Below are 22,364 nucleotides of genomic sequence, written 5' to 3' on the forward strand. Positions count from 1 at the left end.
TAATGATAGTTGTGCGTAATTTTTTTGTAAAATGTGTGCTGACGCTGGTGGTGCTAGGAGGCTTGTTGGCCCGCCCGGTGCTGGCACAGCAAGCTACTCCCGGTGGAGCTGGGGAACCCAAACGGTATGAGCTGGGGGGCATCACCGTAAGTGGCGCCCGCTATCTCGACCCCAATACCCTTATCGGACTGACCGGTTTACGCGTGGGGGATGCTATTACGGTGCCAGGCGAAGAAATTGGCAAATCTATCCGGAAGCTGTGGGCTCAAGGTATTCTGGGCGATGTAAGCGTGACCATCGCGCGCATCGAGGGCAACAAAATTTTCCTCGACTACAATCTGAAGGAGCGTCCCCGCTTGTCAAAATTTACTTTTACCGGAATTAAGAAAAGCCAGACGGAGGACCTCACCAAAAAGATTACCCTGATTCGGGGTAAAGTGGTGACGGACGCTTTGCTGAATAACACGCGGACTCAGGTACGCAAGTTCTTCGTAAACAAGGGCTACCTAGATGCTAAGGTGAATATCCTACAAGTGGCCGACTCGTCCTTGTCGAACAGTGTGGCACTGCGCATTGATGTGGATAAGGGGTCAAAAGTGCGCATCCATGATATTGCGTTTGAGGGTAATACTGCGTTTACTGACCGTAAGCTGAAAGGCAAGCTGAAAAAGACCAAAGAACGGAAACCGTATAAATTCCTGACTGCGGGCAAATTCCAGCGTAGCGAATACGAAGAGGATAAAAAGAAGCTGCTTGAATTTTATAATGCTGAGGGATATCGGGATGCCACCATTGTGTCTGACACACTGGTGCGCGATAATGAAGGATTGGCCCTGCGTATTCGGGTTGATGAAGGCCCGAAATACTATTTCCGGCACATCACTTGGAGCGGTAACTACCTCTACGACGATAAGACGCTTGCTAATGTGCTAGGCATCAAGCCCGGCAGCCCGTACAGCAAGGAGATTCTGGATAAGCGGTTGAACTACAACCCAACCGGACAGGATATTTCCTCACTGTACCTTAATGACGGCTATCTGTTCTTCACCATCGACCCGGTAGAGACTAAGGTAGAAGGCGACTCCATCGATATTGAGATGCGCCTGAGCGAAGGCGTGCAAGCGCACATCAAGGATATTAACATTGCGGGCAATACCAAGACCAGCGACCACGTGCTGCGCCGCACTTTGCGCACGCTGCCCGGCGATAAATTCAACCGGGAACTGCTTATCCGTTCGCAGCGGGAGATAGCCACTTTGGGCTATTTTGACCCGGAAAAAATTGGCATCAACCCCGTGCCAAACCCGGTGGATGGCACCGTTGATATTAACTACACTGTCGTTGAAAAGCCTTCCGACCAGGTAACCCTGTCGGGCGGATGGGGCGGCTACGCGGGCTTTATTGGTACGGTAGGCCTGGTTTTCAATAACTTCTCTCTGCGGAAAGCCGGCACGCTGCGCAACTGGACGCCGGTGCCCTCGGGCGACGGCCAACGGTTGGCTCTCAACCTGCAGGCCAACGGCGTGCAGTATCAGGCCTATTCGCTCTCGTTCACGGAGCCCTGGTTGGGCGGACGGCGGCCGAACTCCTTCTCGTTTAGCCTGAACCACAGCATCCAGCGTGCCGGTACCAGTCTGGACGCTTCGACCAGCAGCTTCATTAAGGTAAACAGTGCTACTGTGGGCCTGGGCCGCCAGCTGCGCGTGCCAGATGACTACTTCACGCTCAGCAATTCGCTATCGCTGAGCCAGTACCAGACGCAGAACTATGCGCTACTTCCCGGTTTTGCAACGGGCTATGCCACGAACATTACCTTCAATACCACGCTGGCCCGTAATAGCATCGACAACCCGACTTATACACGGCGCGGCTCTTCTTTGAGCTTGAGCGTTAACCTGACCCCGCCGTATTCGCTGCTCAATCCCAACCATCCCAATACTAGCCAGCTGATTGAATTCCACAAATGGATTTTTGATGCTTCGTGGTTTACGCCCATCGTGGGCAAGCTGGTGCTGAATACCCGCGCCCACTTTGGCTACCTTGGCAACTACAATTCTAACCGCACTATTGGGCCGTTCGAACGGTTTAAGATGGGCGGCGCGGGCCTGGGCTACAACGGCGGCGGCAACTTCCTGGTGGGCACCGACTACGTGGGCTTGCGTGGTTACGATGACCCCAACAGCACGTTCGCCATTCCCACGGCCCAGAACAACCAGTCGGGTGGCATTGCCTTCAACAAGTACGTGCTGGAAATGCGCTACCCAGTTAGCCTTAACCCCGCTGCGACGGTCTATGTACTTGCGTTTGCTGAAGCAGGCAACTCATATGACTCTTATGCCAACTACAACCCCTACAAGCTGTACCGCTCGGCTGGCGTAGGCGCCCGCATCTTCATGTCGGCATTTGGTTTGCTAGGCTTTGACTTTGGCCATGGCTTTGACTCTGTGGTGCCCCCGGTCGGCACTGCTGTGGGCACCAAGCAGGACCCCAACCACTTCCACTTTATTATTGGGCAGCAAATTCGCTAGTTAGGCACTACGCGGGCATCATTTCACGTTTCCTCTCTATGAAGAACCTTCGTTATCTGCTGCTGGCCTTATTGTTGCTTACTGTCGCGTCTGGTGTCCGGGCGCAAAAATTCGGTTGGGTTGATTCGGAGTACATCATGGCCAAAATGCCGGAGTACGCCAAGGCCCAGGCTGAATTGAACACCATCTCAGAAACTTGGCAAAAGGAAATCGAGGCCCAGAAAAAGGACCTTGACAAACTGTACCACAACTACCAGGCAGAAGAAGTGGTGCTGACCGAGCCCATGAAGAAGAAGCGGCAGGACGAAATCCTGAAGAAGGAACAAGACATCAAAGCCTACCAAAACAAGCAGTTTGGCTACGAAGGGCAGCTTTTTAAGAAGCGGCAGGAGCTCAATAAACCTGTCCAGGACAAGGTTTTTGAGGCTGTGGAAAAAGTGGCTAAGAAGAAGCAGTTGGCGGTCGTCTTCGACAAGGCAAGTGATTTGACCATGCTTTATACCAACCCTGCTCACGACTACACCGAATTTGTGCTGGAGGAATTGGGCCTGGGCGCCGAAGACCGCAACCAGCCCGGCCCAAAAGGTGCCGTGAAAACCGTAGCGCCGCCTAAAACTCCGGTGGACCCCAATTTTGAGTCCGATTCGGGTACGCCGGAACCGGCCTCCGGAAACAAGCCAGCACCCAAGCCTACGCGTTCGACCAAGAAGAGCCCGAAGTAATTACCTTTGTCCCAACATTTTTCTGACCTTTTTTCTTTTGATGAACCTCGTGAAAATCTTTCGTCTGACGCTCGCCGCCGCTCTGCTGACCGCCGGAACCCTGGCTGCCACTTCTGCGCAGGCCCAGGCCCCCTTGAAAATTGGCTATACCGACGTGCAGTACGTGTTGGCCCAGATGCCCGAAAGCAAGCAAATTGAATCGGAACTCAAGACGTACAACGACCAGCTTGCGGCTCAGCTGAAAAGCAAAAGCGGCGAATTTGAAACCAAGCTGAAGGCTTACCAGCAGGGTGGTTCTACCATGACGGATGTAGTCAAAGCAGACAAAGAGAAGGAACTGCAGGGCCTGCAACAGTCCATCCAGGAGTTCCAGCGTAGCGCCGAGCAGTCGCTGCAGCAAAAGCAGCAGACTCTGCTGAAGCCAGCACTGGACAAGCTGCAGAAGAACATCGATGCTGTGGCCACTGAAAACGGTTTCACTTACATCTTCAACTCCGATGGTGGCGGAAGCCCCCTGTTGCTGCATGCTCCTAAGGATGGCGATATCTCCGACTTAGTGCTGAAGAAAATGGGCATCACCCCCGGTGCCGCCGCTCCCATCAAATCGGGTCCGGTAGCTACTCCGGCGCCTGCAGCAGCTCCCGCGGCAAGCAAAACCAAAACGAAGACCAAGAAATAAGCGGCACCCGCCCCTTGATAGCAGAAAAGCCGGAGCGTTTGCTCCGGCTTTTTTCATATGTAAACGCCTCAGGTATGATAAGCAATGAATTAGACGCCGAAGAATTAGAGGGCGTTGACCCCGATGAAACCGAAGGCGGCGACGAGCTTTATGAGCACCACCGCATCGTCGTGGACCGGGGGCAGGAGCTGCTGCGCATCGATAAGTTCCTGCAGGCTCGGCTGCGCAACACTTCGCGCAATAAAGTCCAGGAAGCAATTCGTGCCCTGGCAGTGGAAGTAAATGGCGTTCCGGTTAAGCCCAATTATCGGGTGAAGCCGCTGGACACCATTACCATCACGTTGCCCGAGCCGCCGCGCGACGACCGGGTAGTACCCGAGGAAATGGCTTTGGATATCCGGTACGAGGACTCGGAACTGCTCATTGTGAACAAGCCTGCTGGGCTAGTGGTGCACCCGGCATATGGCCATTGGCAGGGCACGCTGGTGAATGGCTTGGCCCACCACCTCGCCAACCTGCCCACGGGCCGGAACGGCGAAATACGACCGGGCTTGGTGCATCGCATCGATAAGGACACGTCGGGCCTGCTGGTGATTGGCAAAACGGAGTTTGCCATGACGCACTTGTCGAACCAGTTTTTCCACCATACCATCCAGCGCAGCTACCTGGCCTTGGTGTGGGGCACGCCGCCCGGCCCAACAGGCACTATTCGGGGCCATATTGGCCGCAGCGTGCGTGACCGCAAGGTACAGGCGGTATACCCGGGTGGGGAGCAAGGCAAGCCCGCTGTGACGCATTATGAGGTGCTCGAAAGCTTTGGCCCGGTAACCCTGGTGCGATGCGTACTCGAGACCGGCCGAACCCACCAGATTCGGGCCCATATGCAGCACATCGGCCACCCGCTCTTTTCGGATGCTACTTATGGGGGCGACCGCATTCGGGTAGGCCAAAATACGGGCAGCTACCGGACGTTTGTCGAGAATGCCTTTCAACTGATGCCACGGCAAGCGTTGCACGCGCGCTCCCTGGGTTTTGTGCACCCTACTTCGGGCAAGCAGATATTCTTTGAGGTGGAACTTCCAGATGATTTTGCCGCGGTACTCGAGAAGTGGCGGGCGTGGGCATCGGCTTCGTAGCTTCTGCGAAATTGTAATGCATAAAAAAGCCCCGACGTATCACGTCGGGGCTTTTTTATGCATCTGCTCGGCTCAACTACTTTTTCTTAACAGTAGTCTTGGTCGTCGTTTTCTTAGCAGTGGTTGTAGCACGGGGCTTTGCCTTCAGGATGCTGATGTTGTTAGCAGCGCCCTTGTTCTCGGGGTCCATGGCCAGCACTTGCTCAAAGTAGCTCAACGCAGCAGCTTTGTCGCCTTTCTGGAAGTTATACACACCGAGGTAACCGTTGGCTTCTACAACGCCTTCCTTGAACTTGGCAGGGTCAGCGCCTTCAGCTTTCGACAGCTCGATGTATTTCTCATAGTAAGGCTTGGCCAAGCCCTGTTTGGCTTCGGGGTCGATGTACGAATTCACTTTGGCGCGGGCCAAGTAGCCGGGAGCATACGTAGGCTTAGCGGTGAGGATGATGTTGTACACGCTATCGGCGCGGGTGTACTGCTTGTCGCCGGTGAGGGCAGTGGCCAAGCGGAACTGGTCCGTGAGGTCGCCTTTGCAGCTGGTCAGTTTGTACTTATAAACGCTAACAGCGCCTTTGTAGTCCTTCTGGTTGGCATAGATAGCTGCCAGGTCGTTCTGCAGGTCGCAGCCTTTGGAAGGGTCTTTGGCAATAATTTGCTTGATAAGCGTAACTGCCTCAGGGCCGTGGCCGGTTTTGCTCATGATTTTGGCCTGGTAAGCGTAGTCTTCAGCGATAAGCTTATCCGCAGGAGCTACTTTCAGATAGGCATCCATCGCCGTGGCAGCACCGGCAAAATCACCGGTTTCATACAACAGGTAGGGCTTTAGACGGTTCATCGTGAGGTTCTTGGGGTCGCTTTGCAACACCTTGTTCACCTCGGCCAATGCCTCGGGATACTTCTTGGTCAGGTACAGGAACGATGCATACTGAGCATCGGTAGCCGGCGACTTCTCGGCTAGGCCAATGTACTTCTGGAAGCTGCTCAGGGCGAGGTCGTACTGGCCGGCGTAGTAGTACATGTCAGCCAGCTCGCGGTAAGCAGGAGCGTAGCTGGGGTCCAGCTCAACGGCTTTGTTCAGGCTCTCCCGGGCAGCGTTGAAGTTGCGCGAACGCACGCTCAGCGCACCTTTTTTGTAATAGGCCTGGGCATAGCTTGGGTTGGTAGCAATGGCACGGTCGTAGCTAGTCATGGCCTCGCCACCGCCTTGGTCCGAATGCAAGAACACGTCGCCGCGAGCAACCATCAGCGCCGGGTCGTCCTTTTTCAGGACGGTCTGGGCAGTATTCAAATAGTTCTGGGCTTTGCTGATGTCCTTCACGTCAGACTCGCCGTAAGCCTGCGCAATCATGGTCAGAACTTTGGCGTCTTTGTTTTTCGTGGCTTTTGCGGCCGCGTCAAACTGAGCTTCGGCTGGGCCCACTTCGCCCTTGGCCAACAGGGCACGCCCGGCCGCTACTTTGCCAAAAGGCGAAGTGCCAGAGGCTCTGTTGAAGTAAAAAGCAGCCGAGTCCGGCATGTCGCGCATCTGGTACAGACGGCCAAGTTCGAAGGCGGCTTCAGGCGAAGAGCCGGGACGCAACATAGCGCGGGCTTCGTTGAAACGACCCAGCTCAATGGCGCGTTGGGCTGTTTGCACGTTTTGGGCGGTGGCTGCCGTAGTGCCGGCTATCATGGCGATAGCAACGAGCAGCGGCTGTTTCCAGGGCTTGAAACTCATAGTAAAAGGGAATGATGAAAAAGCTTGTAGTAAAAGTTGGTACGCGCAAAAGGCGCTTACAGTTTAGGGGTAGTCATGATGCGGGCCTGCATCTGAGCTGGCAACAGACCTGATTTTTGAAATATCAGCTGCCCATTTTTGCCTGCCACGAAGGATGCAAACCCCGTGCCTAATCCCGCGCGCGCCTCCCGGCTAATGACGTAAAGGTTGCGCCGAAGCGGGTAATTCTGCAAATCGGGGTATTGAGCCATTTGCTCCGGCGTCTTCTCGGCCAAGTACACTTGGTAAGGCTGAATGTAATCGTTGGGCTTGGGGTTGGGCCGGGCCGTGATGCTGGCCACGCGCACTTTGTTGGCAAACTTCATGGCGGTCGGGTCGTCCCGGTCAGAAATCCAATTCACCCCCACAATGCCAATGGCATTTGGATGCGTGGAAACATAGTCCAGCAGCCCCGGATTCGATGATGCCGCGAATACCCGCGTAGTCAAGGGTTTGCCGTGCGTCACGGAGTCGCGCACGAAGCGAGCGGTGCTGCTGCGGTTCGCATCGAATACCACGTTGATGGCGGCCAAGCCCTTCTTGCCGCTTACCTGGCTCCAGTTGCTGATTTTCCCGGTGAAGATGTCAGCCAGTTGGGCTACCGTCAACAGCGAGTCCGGGTTGGCGCGGTTCACCACAATGGCCAAGCCATCGATGCCAATGCGTGTGGTGCGCGGGATGATGTTCTGCTTCACAAAATCGGCCTTTTCCTCTGCGTTCAGCTCGCGGGCTACCACGGCCACCTTCACCTTGTCGTTGATGAGGTCCAGCATCACCTTTTCTTCGGGCTGGAAGCTCATCTTAACGTGCGCGTTGGGATAGAGCTTCGAAAACGTGTCTATCTGCGCCTGCAGGATGGGGGCGAAGGTCTCGTCGACGCTCACGGCCACGGTGCCACTGGTGGGTGTGTCCTGTGCCCCCGGTGAGCCGGGCCCATTGCAGGCGGCAACAGTGAAGGCACCGGCCATTACCGCAGCGGCGCCGGTGGTCAGAAGGTGAGCACGCTTAGTCATGGTCGTTGGAAGAAGTGTTTTTACGAAAGTGAGTCTGAAAGCCCCGGCCGAACCGGAGCAATCCGTAAAGGAAGAATACCGTGCCCAATACGCGGCGGGCGGTGGGGCCTAGTTGCAACAGGCCTCCTCCCGCTGGCTGGTCGGCCGACCACCATAGCCAGATGCCTAGTCCTATATATACCAGAGCCATCGCCAGCACAAAGTAACGCACTAGCCGTTGGGGCGACTTGCCGAGCCGTTCTTCGGTCGTTGGAATGTTGAGCATAAACAGGAAAAATTTAAGAATGAATATGTTATAAAACCAACAACCGCCCCCTAAAGGTTCGGCCGGTTAGTAGACTATCCCTGAACCGGTGCACAAAAAAGCCGAAAATTAGCCGCTTTTCATAGCTGCGGCCAACTTTCGGCTTTCGTCACGCGCTTTCCTTTTGGTGCTAGCGGAAGCCTGCGCGCCTATTCGTATTGGAATGTGATGGGCAGCGTGAACCGGACGGGGACCGAATGATGGTTTTGTATGCCGGGCGTCCAAGCAGGCATTTCGCGCACTACCCGGGCCGCCGCTTCTTCCGTACCGTAGCCCAATCCCTTCAGCACCACCACATCGCCAATGGAGCCATCGGCCTGCACCACGAAGGTCACGTAAACCTTGCCCGAAACCTGGGCGGCCAACGCGGCCGCCGGGTAGCGCAAGTGCTTCTGCAAGTAGCGCTGCAGGGCCGAGCGGCCGCCCACGAAGTCGGGCATCACCTCGGCCGTCAGGGCCGGCGCCGGGGCTGGCTCAACTGTTGGCTTTGCGGAGTCTACTCCCGGTGCAGTAGCCGGGCCATTTCCTGCACTAGCCCCGGTTGAGTTCTCGGCTCCCGGCGTGACTGGGCCAGCCTTGCCCACATCCTGTGGCAAGGTTGATTCCACGGTGGGCTTTACCTCAGGGTCGGGCACCACATGGGTTTTAATCTCGGCATGGGGCGTAACCGTGACGGCGGGGTGGCTAGCAGCCGGTGGCAGCACTGGCTTCACTTTCGGCAACTCGTAAATTTTGGGTTGAGCTGGTTCCGACCCAGAAAAAAGTGGGGGCGCCACAACTACCTCCGGCAAGAAGTAGCGAATAGCTAACGGCAGCAGAAACAGCACCGCGCAAGCCGTGACGGCGATGAGCAGCGCCGAGCCTAAATGGCGCTGGTAGGAGCGGCGCAGCTGAAAAGCGCCATAGGCTTGGTTGCGGCCCTCGAAGACGATGTCATCGAGCGAGCCATGAGTGAGGAGCGAGAACATAGAGGCAGCAATGGGTTGAAGTGAGAGAAATCAAACCCAAGCCACGCAGGCGGGGGCCCTCCGCTACTGGCTTGCTCCAGCACAACGACTTGCTGATTTAAATTAGTATGCAAGCATACATAAATCTTGTTGTGCTTGTGGGCGGCATGCCTAAAGAAAAACCCCGGACCGAGCCGTGAGGCCCAATCCGGGGTTTTAGCTGGTTCTGGCTTGCGCCGGAACGTTGCTTTACTGAATCTTAAAGGTAATCGGCACCGTGAACGATACGCTAACAGCGCGGCCGTTCTGCTTGCCGGGGATGAATTTGGGCAGGGTTTTCACCGCCCGAACCGTCTCCTCGTCCAAGCCGGAGCCCAGACCTTTTACCACTTTCACATCCGAAACGTCGCCTTGGGCATTCACCGTGAAGCTAACGAAGATGCGGCCTTCTACTTGGTTGCGAAGAGCCAGCGGAGGGTACTTGGTAGCTTTCTGGATGGCTGATACGATGGCGGCGTTGCCGCCACCGCCGGGCAGCTGGGGCATTTGCTCCACGTAGGTGTAGACTTTGTTCTCTACTACCTCTTCCACTACCTTGTCGCCTTCGCCCGAAAGCTCGGTCAGGTCCGGAGCATCCGTGTTGCCTTTTACGGTTACGGTGGCTACGGTCTTGTCCTTCAGCTCCTCCTGGTCTGGAACCTCTTCCTTCTTCACCTCTTCATCCTTTTTCACCACCGGAGGGGTGAACTTGATGGTGGTGAGCTTGGGGGGCGGGGGTGGCGGAGCCTCGGGGGGCGGGGGCGGGGGTGGCGGCTTGGTCTCGTCCAAAGGAGGAGCGTCCATCAGCACGTTCTCCTGCAGGTTTTTCTTGGGCTCCTTCGGCATCTTATCTTTCAGATACTGCGAAATGAGCGGGAAGAAAATCAGCAGCGAGAATATCGCCGTGGCGATAATCAGTGCCCGGGTGACATGCCGCTGGTACAAGCGACGCAGCACATAAGCACCGTATGCCTTGTTACGGCCCTCAAAAACGATATCGTTTAAGCTGGCCTTGGCAATTTGCGCATTGTCCATCATAGGGCTGATTCTTTAATAAGGTCCAGGTCTTCTTTGGGAGCCTTCACCAGCGCGTATTTCTTCTGGTTCGTGATGTTCATCTCGTCCAGAATATCCACCATGTTTTTATACTTGGCGTCATCGGTTGGCTTGATGAGGATGATGGGTTCTGGCTTCTGGCGCTGGCGGGTCAGCAGGACCTGCCGAATGCCGTTAGCCGAAAAGTTCGTCACCTTCATCTCAGGCTTTGGTACGGTCTTATCATTCGGCGTGTTCAGGCCGAAGTAGTAGTACGCCTTGTTGTCTTTCCCGAGGAGGATGGTCATGGCCTGCGAGGCCTTGATTTTGGTGTCCTCCACGTCGTCGGTCTTCTTCACCGGCATCGTGAGCTGCATCACGTTGGGCTTAGCGAAGGTGGTGGTCAGCATGAAGAAGGTAAGCAGCAGAAAGGCCAAGTCCACCATCGGTGTCATGTCGATTTTGGTCGACATTTTCTTGGCCCGCTTCTTTCCACCCTTGCCACCAGATTGGGCTTTTTGTTGGATTTCTGCCATGGTATTTGCTTAAGTGAATACCATGAAAAACAATTCCTTTGTGTCAGACTCGCAATTAGCGCGAGGCGGCCACAGGCTTGTTCTCCATGTCTGTGATGAGGTTGAAGCGGTTGATGTCCTTCTCCTGGAGCACCTTGATAACCTTCTGCACCGTGGGCACGTCCGCGTTGCCGTCGCCTTTGATGGCGATATAAGTCGGCTTGTGGAAGATGGCTTGGTTGGCACGGCGGGCTTCCAGCACCCAGTCAACCAATTGGTTGTTGAGCGAGTCGAGCGGCACACCGGGTTGCTTGTCGTTCACCTGCTTGCGGTCTTCCTTGGCCATGTCCAGGTAAGAGCCGAGCTGGCTGATGGGCAGTCCAAAGTTGGGCAGGTCCCCAAACTCCTTGGCTTGCGCAGCGGTGAAGTTTACGCCGTACTTGGCGCCGACCCGCTGCAGGGCCTGGATTTTGGTTTGTTTGGCATCGACACCGAAAAACACGCGCTTGTTCTTATCGACGGTGAGCGTGATAACGTTGTTTTCGGGCAGTTTCAGCTCCGAGACGGATGACGGAGTGTCTACCACCACGGATTCCTCGGGGGCAAACTTGGTGGTGAGCATGAAGAACGTCACCAGCAAGAAGGCCAGGTCCACCATCGGCGTCATGTCGAGCGACGGCGAGGTACGGTGCGGTTTTACTTTAGGCATTGCGAGGTGGGGTTAAAAGGGGGCGATTCGCTCCAGAGAACGAATCGCCCCACGTTTTAGTGCATCAGCTTAGTGCCGACAAACGGAATTAAACCGTCTGGGCAGGCTGCGTATTGCCGTGCTGAGCGGCAAAGGTTTGGATGATGCTGAAGCCAGCCTCGTCGATGCTGTAGGTCAGCTCGTCAATCTTGCTCGTGAAGTAGTTGTAGGCAACGATGGCCAGAGCCGAGGTACCAATACCCAGAGCGGTGTTGATGAGAGCTTCCGAGATACCGTTGGCCAGAGCTACGGCGTCGGGGGTGCCGGCCTGCGCCAGAGCGGCGAAGGCGCGAATCATGCCGAATACCGTACCGAGCAGACCTACCAGCGTAGCGATAGAAGCCAGGGTCGAGATGATAACCAGGTTCTTCTCCAGCATAGGCAATTCCAGCGCGGTGCTTTCCTCGATTTCTTTCTGGATGGCCAGGATTTTCTGGTCAGTGGCCATGGTGCGGTCACGGCCCATTTCGTTGTATTTCAGCAGGCCAGCTTTTACCACGTTGGCTACGGAGCCTTTCTGCTGGTCGCAAGCGGCCAGGGCACCGTTGATGTCGTTGGTGTTCAGCTTCTGACGTACGGTGCGTACAAACGCCTCGATGCTCTTCGAGCCTTTGGCTTTGCTGATGGTCAGCATGCGCTCAATCGAGAAGGTGATAACGCAAAGCAGCATCGTCATCAGGATAGGCACGATAAAACCACCTTTGTAAACCACGCCGAGGTAGTCGCCGGGGTTGGGGTTGTTCTCGTTGTTGCCGCCCTGGAAGTGGCTTGCATCACCTAGCACGAACTTATAAACGACAACGCTGACGATGAAGGCTAGGATAATAACCAGGACGGAGAACAGCGAGGCACCACCGCTGCTTTGGGCTTCGGCTTTGGCGGCCGTTGCGGCGGGCCGTGGGCTCGTATTCAAGGCATTTTTCTGTTCCATTGTTCTGGAGTGTTTGGGTTGTTAAATGTGAAGTAGTTGAATTGAGTGGGTAAAGAAAAAGCAAAAAGTTGGTAGGAACGCCAGGGCTAGCAAAAGAACAATCGATAATCCCAAAACGAAAGGACTGGAATGGCACTTATCGAAGTCCAAGCTACGCACGGCGCCGTCTTAGCTGGGCAAACCTAACCAAAAAGCGCGGCCTGACCAAAGAAAACTTGGCCGGAGCCAATAGAAGGGCAATAAAGGTGCGGTAGAAGTGGGACAACGCTAATTGGCGTCTTTGGGTTGGGCTGGGCGTCGTTTTGCCTGTTCCCAATATATATCCATTTGCGCCAAAGTCAGGTCGGCGAGGCGTTCGCCATTGGCCGCAGCAGCACTTTCCAGGTACTGAAAGCGGCTGATAAACTTGCGGTTGGTACGTTCAAGGGCCTCCTCGGGGTTGATGCCAGCAAAGCGGGCAAAATTGACCAGCGAAAACAGCAAATCGCCGAACTCATCGGCTGCTTTTTCGGCGTCCATTTGCTCGGGTCGGCCGTGGCTGTATTCGTTGCCAAATTCTCCTAATTCCTCTTTGACTTTTTCCCAAACTTGCTCGGGTTGCTCCCAATCGAAGCCGGCTCCGCGCGCTTTTTCCTGGATGCGCATGGCCTTTACCAGCGCTGGCAATGACGTGGGCACGCCGCCGAGCACGCCGGTGGTATTGCCTTTTTCCTTCAATTTTAATTGCTCCCAGTTGCGCTTTACGGTATCCTCGTCGTCGGCCTGCACGTCGCCGTAGATGTGAGGATGCCGATAAATCAGCTTTTCGCACTGTGCGTTGAGCACGTCGGCAATGTCGAAGGCGCCTTTTTCGGCGGCGATGCGGGCATAAAAAAGCAAGTGCAGCATCACGTCGCCCAGCTCTTTCTTCAAATCGGGCAGGTCGTCGCGCAGAATCGCGTCACTGATTTCGTACGTTTCCTCAATGGTGAGGTGGCGCAGCGTTTGCAGCGTTTGTTTTTTATCCCAAGGGCATTCGGTGCGCAGGCGGTCCAGAACGTCGAGTAAACGGCCGAAGGCTTCGAGTTGAGCTGGGCGGCGGGCGCTGGTAAGCAGAACACTAGGTGTCGAAGCAGAGTTTTCCATTGTTCCAAAGATAAATGTTGACATCGCCAACCGGTTGCCAGTGCCTAAATTTGGCCTTTCAAAAAACTACCCCGTGACTCTCATAAAATCTATTTCCGGCATTCGTGGCACCATCGGCGGCCCGGTTGGGCAAGGCCTGACTCCTCTCGACGTGGTGAAATATGCCGCTGCGTACGGCTCCTGGGTGAAAACCCAAGCCACCGACAGCAAGCTTATCATCATCGGCCGCGACGCTCGGATTTCCGGCGAAATGGTCAGCCGCCTCGTGGCCGCCACCCTGCAGGGCCTGGGCCTCGACGTGTGCGACCTGGGGCTGAGCACCACGCCCACCGTGGAAATGGCCGTGCCAGCCAAGAAGGCCGCCGGCGGCATCATCCTCACCGCCTCGCACAACCCCAAGCAGTGGAACGCGCTGAAGCTGCTGAATGCCCAGGGCGAATTCATCTCTGAAACCGACGGGCAGCAGGTGCTGGCCTTGGCCGAAAGCGAAGATTTTGAGTTTGCGGCCGTCACGAAATTGGGCCAGTATACCACCGACGCCACCTTCCTCAAGAAGCACATCAAGGCCATTCTGGCCCTACCGCTGGTAGATGTGGAAGCCATTCGGGCCCGCAAATTCCGGGTCGTGGTGGATGCCGTGAATTCTTCGGGTGGCTTTGCCGTGCCGCAACTACTGGAAGCGCTGGGCGTGACCACCGTGGAGAAGCTGCACTGCGAGCCCACCGGCGACTTTGCCCACAACCCCGAGCCCCTGCCCGAGCACCTGCGTGACATTGCCAAGGCGCTGGAGAAAGGCGGCTTCGACCTCGGCATTGTGGTAGACCCCGACGTGGACCGCCTGGCCCTGGTGAGCGAGAACGGCGAAATGTTCGGCGAAGAGTACACGCTGGTGGCCGTGGCCGACTACGTGCTCAAGCAGCTGGGCGGCGGCAACACCGTGAGTAACCTGAGCAGCACCCGCGCCCTGCGCGACGTGACCGAAAAAGCCGGCGGCCAGTACGCCGCTGCCGCCGTGGGCGAGGTGAACGTGGTGACCAAAATGAAGGAAACCAACGCCGTGATTGGCGGCGAGGGCAATGGCGGCATCATCTACCCCGAGCTGCATTATGGTCGCGATGCCTTGGTTGGTATTGCGCTGTTCCTGACGCACTTGGCCAAGTCTGGCCTTAAGATGAGCCAGCTGCGGCGGTCGTATCCGGGCTATTTTATTTCCAAGAATAAAATTGAGCTGACCGCTGAAATCAATACCGACGACGTGTTGGCGCAGATGGAGAAGCGGTATGCCAAGCAGCCCGTGAACACCATCGACGGGGTGAAAATTGAGTTCGACAAGGAGTGGGTGCACCTGCGCAAGTCCAACACCGAGCCCATTATCCGCATCTACGCAGAGTCAGATTCGAACGCCACGGCCGACTATCTGGCTCAGAAAATCATCGGCGACATTAAGGAGATTATTGCTGTAAAGGCGTAAATCTTTGCATGGTAGGCAGAGCGGCGGCTGATTGCCTAGCGTTCCGGTTTCAGCGGCGGGTTGGTTTGGGCTAAAAGTCCGACGTTTGTGTAATGATATCTTGGAAAGGCCGGGCGCACCCACGCCCGGCTTCTTCTGGTCTTACCCTTATTATATGAGTTCAAACCCCTCTTCCGCCCCCGCCTTCGTTTATTTCGACAACGCCGCTACCACCCCGCTCGACCCCGAAGTGCTGGAGGCCATGCTGCCTTTCCTGAGCCAGCACTACGGCAACCCAAGCAGCCTGCACGGGCCGGGCCGGCAAGTACGCGCGGCCATCGAAAATGCCCGCAAGACGGTAGCGCACCTGCTCAATGCCGCGCCGGCCGAAATCTCCTTCACGAGCGGCGGCACCGAGGCCGATAACTACGCGGCTTTTGGCAGCATTCGCACGTTGGGGCTGAAGCACGCCATCACCTCGCCGCTGGAGCACCACGCGGTGCTGCACCCGCTGCAGTCCATGGCCAAAACCGGCGAAATTGAGCTGCATTATGTGCGGCACGATGCCCAGGGGCGGTTAGACCTGGGCCACCTGGAGGAGCTGCTGGCGACGCAGTCTCGCACCTTTGTGAGCCTGATGCACGCCAACAACGAAATTGGCAACCTGAACGACATTGAGGCCATCGGAGACATCTGTGCCCGCCACCAGGCGGTGTTCCACACCGACACGGTGCAGACCATGGGCCACTACCGGCACGACGTCCAGAAGCTGAAAAACCAGTTCCTGGTGGGTTCGGCGCACAAGTTCCATGGGCCGAAGGGTGTGGGCTTTCTCTACACCCGCAGCGGCTTGCAAGTGAGCCCGCTCATTCATGGGGGCTCGCAGGAGCGCAACGTGCGTTCGGGCACCGAAAACGTGTACGGCATTGTGGGGCTGGCCAAGGCCTTGGAAATTGCCATCCGCGACCTGGCGGCGCACCAAGCCCACGTGCAGGGGCTGAAGGACCGGTTCATCGAAAAGCTGCGCGCAGAAATTGACGACGTGCAGTTTAATGGCCTCTCGGCGCAGGCCGACCAGAGCCTGTACACGGTACTGAGCGTGAGCCTGCCGCCGTCGCCCATCAACGAAATGCTGCTCTTTAACCTGGACATAAGCAAGATAGCGGCGTCTGGCGGCTCGGCTTGTACTAGCGGCGCACAGGCGGGCTCACACGTACTCGAAGCCCTGGGCTGCGACCCCGACCGCGCCACGGTGCGCTTCTCGATGAGCAAGATGAACACCGCGGCCGAAGTTGACTACGCCGTGGCCCAACTGGCCAAGCTCTACCGGCCGGTAGCCGCATAGCCAAAATGGCGAAGCCTCCTTAGCTACCATATGGCCGGCTAAGGAGGCTTTTTGGGAGAAAATGGAAGCGTTGGGTGCCAGGGACTACGGCCACGGAAAGTGGAGCTGAAAGGGCCTTGCGCTACGCCGTCCGCGGCCCTTATGGGAGCTTTAAGGCCGAAGCTCAGCCTAACACTGAGGGTGGTTTGTCGTAAGCCGGGAGAGTTTCACCATTCCTTTCTTTGCCATGGACCAGTCCCAATCTTCCACCTCAACCACCGCTTACGGTAATTCTGCGGGTAGCCAAGCGCAGCAGTGGCGCAATCAGGGCAATATGTCGCAGATGCTCAATAAGCTGCCGACTTCGCTAAAAAATTTCGGCAACCAAACGGCCACTACCTTCAACAAGCTGAGCACTACCCAAAAAGTAGTGGGCGGTGCCCTGTTGGTGCTGGGGGCCAGCTACCTCACGCGCCGCGGCAAAAACGGCAAGGGCCAAAGCGCCACGCTGCACGAACTGCTCTACTTTGTCAACGACCGGATTGAAGGCTACCGGCGCGCTGTGGAGGAAAGCAAGGACACGCAGCTGCGCAGCTACTACCAGCAGTTGGTGAGCCAAAGCCAGCAGTTTGCCAATCAGCTCAACGCCTACTTGCGCCAGCAGGGCGGAGACCGCGAAACCGGCACCACCCTCAAAGGCAAGCTATACCGCGGCTGGATGGACGCTAAAGCTGCCATTACCGGCCGCGACGAAAAAGCCATTCTCGGCTCCAATATCTACGGCGAGGAGTGGGCCCTGAAAGCATACGAAGAAGCCCTGCAGGACCAGACCCTCACCGGCCCCATGCGCAGAGCCGTAGAGCACCAATACAGCCAGGCGCAAAGAACCTATCAGGAGCTTAAACGCCTGGAGAGCAACCAAATTTAGTAGGCAACTTATCTCGCCTGACCAGCCCCACGGGGCGTGGCCCAATTGCGGGTCGCGCCCCGTGGGGCTTGGCTTTTGCCAGGGGCTTGAATCGTGGCAATGACGGAGTTCATAGCCTGCGAAGAGGTTGGGCCAAAGAAGGCTAGATATCAGCTCAAATTGATTCAGTGGCACTTTTTGCCCACCACTGAAACATAGGGTAAATTGACTATTTTTCGGTTTGCTTCGTAAGGCAAAGCATCACCCGAAACTCTCTATGGCTGACATCAATATTCAACGCAAAAAATCAGCACCAAGTCCGTGGATTCTGGTGCTGCTGGCAGTCATAGCTTTGGCCGTGGCGGCTTATTTCTTTCTGCGGCAAGAGCCTGCCGATGAACCCGCGCCGCCCAATACCACTGGCATGGAGGCCCTCCCCGCCGACTCGCTGGCCCGCGCCACGCCACCCTCAGCCGATGTGACCGCCGACTCCGCGAACCTGGCGCATGAAGACGACAACTACACCGCCGAAACTCTGGCCGCCCAGGCGGCCGGCAGTCCCGCCGACCCCAACTACGCCGTGAACGGCCTGCGGAAGCTAACCGGTGTGCTGGTGGCCCTGGCCGACCGCGACGACCTGCGCGACCCCACCATCACGGAGCAGCGCGACAACCTGACCAGCGCCACCAACCGCCTGGGCGAAGCCAATACGAGTTTGCGGCCGGGGTTTGTGGCCGCGGCAGGGCTCATTAAAGCCATGCAGCAAAAAGCCTATCCGGAGCTGGAAGGCGCAGCCAACGACCTGGTGAGCCTGGCCGGACAGCTGTCAGGCCGCCACGCCACGCCCGCCGACCAGCAGCAAAACAAGCAATTCCTGACCCAGGCTGCCGCCGCGGTGCGCGTGCTGAGCGAGCCGGCTCACTAACCCTTATTTACAAGAGCCATGGAAACCCCTGTGCTGCGCCGTTTGCGCGACTTAACCGATTTTGAAGTGGCCGATGGCAACCCCGATGTGCGCGGCTGGGCCGTGCGCGGCGGCGATGGCCAGGCCCTGGGCGTGGTGCACGAGCTAATTGTGGAGCCCCAGGCCTTAAAGGTGCGGTACCTGGACATTGAGCTGCACGACCGGTTCAAGCGCGGCAAGCACGAAAACCACATTCTGATGCCAATCGGCGTGGCCTCGCTCGATACCGATGGCGACAATGTGTTTGTGCCCGCGCTCAGCGCCGACACGATTCCGAACTACCCGCCTTACTCCGAAATCCAGATTACCCGCGACTACGAAGAAGCCATGCTCCGGGCCCTGGGCATTGCCCCGGCAGTGGATAATAACCAGTTCTACGACCGGGACTCCTACGATGCGGGCGCGTTCTATCGCCGCCGCGTCTAGCAGACGCACGGCGAACTATTAGTTGCGCCGAATCATGGCTGCCACGGCATCTACCCACTGCGGCTCCGAGTTCAGAGAAGGTACCAGCTGCCAATGCTCGCCGCCTACTTCCTCAAACATCTCCTTGAATTCCTCACCGACTTCGATGGTGGTTTCCAGGCAGTCGGCCACGAAGGCCGGACTGAAGGCCAGCACATTTTTGATGCCTTTGGCGGGCATATCCTTCAAGGCAAAGTCAGTATAGGGCTTGAGCCACGGGTCGCGACCCAGGCGGCTCTGGAACGACACCGTGTACTGGTCGGGGGTAATGCCAAGGCCCGCCGCGACCAGGCGAGAGGTCTCGAAGCACTGGGCGCGGTAGCAGTAACGGTTTTTGTCGTTGAGGGTGTCGCAGCAGCTCCCAAACTGGCAGTAGTTGTGGAAGCTGCCCTTGGTGATGTGCCGCTCCGGAATGCCGTGGTAGCTGAAGACGATATGGTCGTACTGGTGCTTGGCCATCTCGCGCTTGCCCAATTCCACAATGGTGCCGATAAAGCCCGGGTCGTCGGAAAAAGCGCTGATGAAGCTGATGCTGGGCACAATCCACCACTTGCCGATAATCTCCATTACCTTCTCCTGCACCGAGCCGGTACTGGCCGATGCATACTGCGGAAACAGCGGCAACACGAGGATGCGCTCTACGGCCGCTTCACGCAGTTCCTCCAGGGCCTTGGCAATACTAGGCTTCTGGTAGCGCATGCCGAACGCCACCACGTACTCGGGCCCGAGCTCGGCCTGCACTTTTTTCTGCAAATCGAGCCCGTGGTACAGCAGGGGAGAGCCCCGCTCGGTCCAGAGCTGCTGGTAGATTTTGGCCGACTTCGGGGCTCGCAACGGGATGACGATGCCTTGGAACAATGGGTAGTGCACCACGGCGGGCAGGTTGTCAATCACCCGCACGTCGGTCAGAAATTCGTTGAGGTAGCGGCGCACGTCCGGCGTTTTGGGCGAGTCGGGCGTGCCGAGGTTGACGAGCAGGACGCCGATGCGGCGGGAGGGGGCAGCAGGAGAGTTCATTAACAACAAAGTTCAGCAGCAACGTGCGGACTACCGAGACGGACGCACCTAAATAGCGCCGCCGGCGGTCGGTTGCCAGGCAAACAGGTATTGAGCGGCTTGGTTCAGCTCAGCCGCTCCAGGCACGTACCATTAGCTCAATTTGTGGGAATTGAGCCATTCCAAAACCGGAAGGAGCGGGGCAGCTCGAAGCTCCGCCGTCGGGCAGATTTGGGGCCACCGTAGTTTTTGCCCATCAAAATCCGTACCTTTGCGCCCCTGATTATCAAACCCATCCATCGTGAACCCCGAAACTAAACCCCACCGCGCCGGCTTCGTGAGCATCATCGGCAAGCCCAACGTGGGCAAGTCCACGCTCATGAACGCGCTGGTGGGCGAGCGGCTCAGCATCGTCACCAGCAAAGCCCAAACCACCCGCCACCGCATCCTGGGAATTCTCAATGGCGAAGATTTTCAGCTGATTTACTCCGACACGCCGGGCATCATTCAGCCCAAGTACGAGCTGCATAACGCCATGATGTCGTTCGTGTACTCCTCGCTGGAAGACGCCGACGTGGTGCTGTTCGTGACCGACATCTACGAGAAGCACGACGAGGAGCCCGTGGTCGAGCGCCTGCGCAAAATGGTGGACACGCCCATCATTCTCCTGGTCAACAAAATCGACCAGGCCGACCAGGCCGAAGTAGAAGCCAAACTGGCCTACTGGAAAGAGCAGCTACCCAACGCCGCAGAAGTGCTGCCTATCTCGGCCCTCAATGCCTTCGGTACCGATGGCGTGCTACAACTGGTGCTCGAGCGCCTGCCCATCCACCCCGAGTACTACCCCAAAGACGAGCTGACCGACAAGCCCGAGCGCTTTTTTGCCGCCGAAATGGTGCGCGAGAAAATCTTCAAACTCTACAAAAAGGAGATTCCGTACAGCTGCGAGGTCGTTATTGAGGAGTTTAAGGAAGAGGAAACTATTATCCGTATTCGCGGCATTATATACGTAGAGCGGAGCAGCCAGAAAGGCATCATCATCGGCGCGGGCGGCGAGGCGCTGAAGAAAGTAGGCACCTGGGCGCGCGAGGAGATGGAGAAGTTTTTCCAGAAAAAGGTGTTCCTGGAGCTCCACGTCAAAGTCAACGAAAACTGGCGCACCGACCCCAAGGCCTTGAGCCGCTTCGGGTACCAGTAAGTCATCAGACTAATTCAAAACGTCATGCAGAGCGCAGCGAAGCATCTTTGCCGCTTCGTTGAGCCAACTGGATTAGTTGAGCAGCAGAGATGCTTCGCTGCGCTCTGCATGACTGTTCTATTTCAATTCAGAAAAGACTTTTCCGACCATCTTTTATTTAAATAACCCCGGGCACTGCCGAATCTAGGTCGGGTCGGCGGCTGGGGCCACACAACATGTCAACGCAAAACACTATCGCCATCGTGGGGCGGCCCAACGTGGGCAAATCCACGCTATTCAACCGCCTCGTGGGCCAGCGCAAGGCCATTATGGACAACGAGAGCGGCGTAACCCGCGACCGCCACTACGGCTACGGCGACTGGATTGGGAAGAACTTCACCGTGATTGATACGGGTGGTTACGTCCACAATTCGGAAGATATTTTCGAGGGCGAAATCAACAAGCAGGTGAAGCTGGCCATTGAAGAGGCCGATGTCGTCCTGTTTATGGTAGATGCCGATGCCGGCGTGCACGGCCTCGACGAAGAGTTTGCGCACGTGCTGCGCCGCTACATCGGCAAAAAGCCCATCTACCTGGTAGCCAACAAGGCCGACACCAACCTGCGCGCCAACGGCGTGGGCGAGTTCTACTCGCTCGGCCTGGGCGACGGTGAAATCTACGCCATCAGCAGCGCGAACGGCCACGGCACCGGTGAATTGCTGGATGCGGTGGTGAGCCACTTTGAAGACCCAGGCGTGGAAGAGCCCGAGTCGGACATTCCGCGCATTGCCGTGGTGGGCCGCCCCAACGTGGGCAAGTCCAGCCTCGTGAACCTGTTGCTGGGCGAAGACCGCAGCATCGTGACCGAAATCGCCGGTACCACCCGCGATTCGATTTCGGCCCGCTACAATGCCTTCGGCAACGAGTTCATTCTGGTCGACACGGCCGGCTTGCGCCGCAAGGCCAAGGTGAGCGAAGACGTGGAGTTCTACGCCAACATGCGCAGCCTGCGGGCCTTGGAAGAGTGCGACGTCTGCATCGTGATGCTCGACGCCAGCCGTGGCATCGAAGCGCAGGACGTGAACATCATCTCGCTGGCCGACAAGAACCGCAAGGGCATCGTGATTCTGGTGAACAAGTGGGACCTGGTGGAGAACAAGGAAACGAACACGGCCAAGGACTTCGAGGCCAAAATCCTCGAAAAGATTGCGCCGATTTCGTATATCCCCGTCATCTTCATCTCGGTGCTGAACAAGCAGCGGGTGCACAAGGCCATCGAAACGGCCATTGAAGTGTACCACAACAAGCGCCGCAAAATCCCGACTTCCCAGCTCAACGACATCATGTTGAAGGAGATTGAGAAGTACGGCCCGCCGGCACTGAAAGGCAAGATGATTCGCATCAAGTACGCCACGCAGCTGCCCACGCACAACCCGGTATTCGCTTTCTTCTGCAACCTGCCGCAGTACGTACAGGCCAACTACACGCGCTACCTCGAAAACCGAATGCGCGAGCATTTCGACTTTACGGGTGTACCCATCGGCATCGTTTTCCGCAAGAAATAACGCTTGCCGGTGAGGGCAGCACAAACGCTTTTTTCACA

21 protein-coding genes are annotated in these 22,364 nt (G+C 56.9%); 11 read left to right on the plus strand and 10 right to left on the minus strand.

The genetic code is table 11. From position 1 onward, the window contains the following. The first annotated feature begins 2 nt into the window (after window positions 1-2). The 4 genes from bamA (at window position 3) to LJ738_RS18135 (ending at window position 5,065) form a co-directional block, all read left to right on the plus strand. Window positions 3-2,528, plus strand: coding sequence for an outer membrane protein assembly factor BamA (gene bamA / locus LJ738_RS18120; RefSeq protein WP_410779927.1), 2,526 nt, complete (start codon window positions 3-5; stop codon window positions 2,526-2,528). A gap of 38 nt (window positions 2,529-2,566) precedes the next feature. Then, window positions 2,567-3,250 (plus strand): OmpH/Skp family outer membrane protein, encoded by a 684-nt coding sequence (locus LJ738_RS18125; protein WP_227787774.1) that lies wholly within the window; start codon window positions 2,567-2,569, stop codon window positions 3,248-3,250. A gap of 49 nt (window positions 3,251-3,299) precedes the next feature. Continuing rightward, the gene (locus tag LJ738_RS18130; RefSeq protein ID WP_227787775.1) at window positions 3,300-3,929 is read left to right on the plus strand and encodes an OmpH/Skp family outer membrane protein; all 630 of its coding nucleotides are present in this window, start codon (window positions 3,300-3,302) and stop codon (window positions 3,927-3,929) included. Window positions 3,930-4,003: 74 nt separating this feature from the next. Then, the gene (locus LJ738_RS18135) at window positions 4,004-5,065 is read left to right on the plus strand and encodes an RluA family pseudouridine synthase (protein WP_227787776.1); all 1,062 of its coding nucleotides are present in this window, start codon (window positions 4,004-4,006) and stop codon (window positions 5,063-5,065) included. A 76-nt stretch (window positions 5,066-5,141) separates the two neighbouring features. Here the strand turns inward: LJ738_RS18135 and LJ738_RS18140 are convergent, their stop codons facing one another. From LJ738_RS18140 to mazG, 9 genes are all read right to left on the minus strand, one after another. After that, window positions 5,142-6,782, minus strand: a complete 1,641-nt coding sequence (locus tag LJ738_RS18140) for a tetratricopeptide repeat protein (RefSeq protein ID WP_227787777.1) — start codon at window positions 6,780-6,782, stop codon at window positions 5,142-5,144. A gap of 56 nt (window positions 6,783-6,838) precedes the next feature. Next, window positions 6,839-7,834 carry a PstS family phosphate ABC transporter substrate-binding protein gene (locus LJ738_RS18145; protein ID WP_227787778.1) on the minus strand — a complete coding sequence of 332 codons (996 nt, stop codon included), beginning with the start codon at window positions 7,832-7,834 and terminating at the stop codon, window positions 6,839-6,841. After that, window positions 7,827-8,099, minus strand: coding sequence for a hypothetical protein (locus LJ738_RS18150; protein ID WP_227787779.1), 273 nt, complete (start codon window positions 8,097-8,099; stop codon window positions 7,827-7,829). The genes LJ738_RS18145 and LJ738_RS18150 overlap by 8 nt, the downstream gene beginning before the upstream one ends. Window positions 8,100-8,287: 188 nt before the next feature. Continuing rightward, window positions 8,288-9,106, minus strand: coding sequence for an energy transducer TonB (locus LJ738_RS18155; protein WP_227787780.1), 819 nt, complete (start codon window positions 9,104-9,106; stop codon window positions 8,288-8,290). 228 nt (window positions 9,107-9,334) lie between these two features. Then, window positions 9,335-10,162 (minus strand): energy transducer TonB, encoded by an 828-nt coding sequence (locus LJ738_RS18160; protein ID WP_302718036.1) that lies wholly within the window; start codon window positions 10,160-10,162, stop codon window positions 9,335-9,337. Beyond that, window positions 10,159-10,695 carry an ExbD/TolR family protein gene (locus LJ738_RS18165; RefSeq protein WP_227787782.1) on the minus strand — a complete coding sequence of 179 codons (537 nt, stop codon included), beginning with the start codon at window positions 10,693-10,695 and terminating at the stop codon, window positions 10,159-10,161. The genes LJ738_RS18160 and LJ738_RS18165 overlap by 4 nt, the downstream gene beginning before the upstream one ends. A gap of 55 nt (window positions 10,696-10,750) precedes the next feature. Then, window positions 10,751-11,383 (minus strand): ExbD/TolR family protein, encoded by a 633-nt coding sequence (locus LJ738_RS18170; RefSeq protein WP_068189312.1) that lies wholly within the window; start codon window positions 11,381-11,383, stop codon window positions 10,751-10,753. 88 nt (window positions 11,384-11,471) lie between these two features. Next, a complete protein-coding gene (locus LJ738_RS18175) occupies window positions 11,472-12,353 on the minus strand; it encodes a MotA/TolQ/ExbB proton channel family protein (RefSeq protein ID WP_068189308.1) in 882 nt (293 codons plus the stop codon). A 267-nt stretch (window positions 12,354-12,620) separates the two neighbouring features. Then, entirely contained in the window at window positions 12,621-13,478 is an 858-nt protein-coding gene (mazG, locus tag LJ738_RS18180) for a nucleoside triphosphate pyrophosphohydrolase (RefSeq protein ID WP_227787783.1), read from the minus strand. A gap of 73 nt (window positions 13,479-13,551) precedes the next feature. Here mazG and glmM point away from each other — a divergent pair, with 73 nt between their 5' ends. The 5 genes from glmM to LJ738_RS18205 all read left to right on the plus strand — a co-directional run bounded on the left by glmM (window position 13,552) and on the right by LJ738_RS18205 (window position 18,549). Beyond that, the gene (glmM, locus tag LJ738_RS18185; RefSeq protein ID WP_068198102.1) at window positions 13,552-14,949 is read left to right on the plus strand and encodes a phosphoglucosamine mutase; all 1,398 of its coding nucleotides are present in this window, start codon (window positions 13,552-13,554) and stop codon (window positions 14,947-14,949) included. A gap of 154 nt (window positions 14,950-15,103) precedes the next feature. After that, the gene (locus LJ738_RS18190; protein ID WP_227787784.1) at window positions 15,104-16,273 is read left to right on the plus strand and encodes a cysteine desulfurase family protein; all 1,170 of its coding nucleotides are present in this window, start codon (window positions 15,104-15,106) and stop codon (window positions 16,271-16,273) included. Window positions 16,274-16,586: 313 nt separating this feature from the next. Continuing rightward, window positions 16,587-17,180 (plus strand): ferritin-like domain-containing protein, encoded by a 594-nt coding sequence (locus LJ738_RS18195; protein WP_227787785.1) that lies wholly within the window; start codon window positions 16,587-16,589, stop codon window positions 17,178-17,180. Window positions 17,181-17,436: 256 nt separating this feature from the next. Then, on the plus strand, window positions 17,437-18,084 hold the full coding sequence (locus tag LJ738_RS18200) for a hypothetical protein (protein ID WP_227787786.1): 648 nt from the start codon (window positions 17,437-17,439) through the stop codon (window positions 18,082-18,084). Window positions 18,085-18,102: 18 nt separating this feature from the next. Continuing rightward, complete coding sequence (locus LJ738_RS18205; RefSeq protein ID WP_227787787.1) at window positions 18,103-18,549, plus strand: PRC-barrel domain-containing protein; 447 nt, start codon at window positions 18,103-18,105, stop codon at window positions 18,547-18,549. A gap of 18 nt (window positions 18,550-18,567) precedes the next feature. Here LJ738_RS18205 and hemH read toward each other — a convergent pair whose 3' ends face one another. Beyond that, a complete protein-coding gene (gene hemH, locus LJ738_RS18210) occupies window positions 18,568-19,605 on the minus strand; it encodes a ferrochelatase (RefSeq protein ID WP_227787788.1) in 1,038 nt (345 codons plus the stop codon). A 280-nt stretch (window positions 19,606-19,885) separates the two neighbouring features. Here hemH and era point away from each other — a divergent pair, with 280 nt between their 5' ends. Both era and der read left to right on the plus strand, forming a co-directional pair. Beyond that, window positions 19,886-20,782, plus strand: a complete 897-nt coding sequence (era, locus tag LJ738_RS18215; protein ID WP_227787789.1) for a GTPase Era — start codon at window positions 19,886-19,888, stop codon at window positions 20,780-20,782. Window positions 20,783-20,997: 215 nt separating this feature from the next. Then, a complete protein-coding gene (gene der / locus LJ738_RS18220) occupies window positions 20,998-22,326 on the plus strand; it encodes a ribosome biogenesis GTPase Der (RefSeq protein WP_227787790.1) in 1,329 nt (442 codons plus the stop codon). Window positions 22,327-22,364: the final 38 nt, after the last annotated feature.

It is taken from the genome of Hymenobacter plasmatis (assembly GCF_020711255.1).
Lineage (GTDB): Bacteria > Bacteroidota > Bacteroidia > Cytophagales > Hymenobacteraceae > Hymenobacter.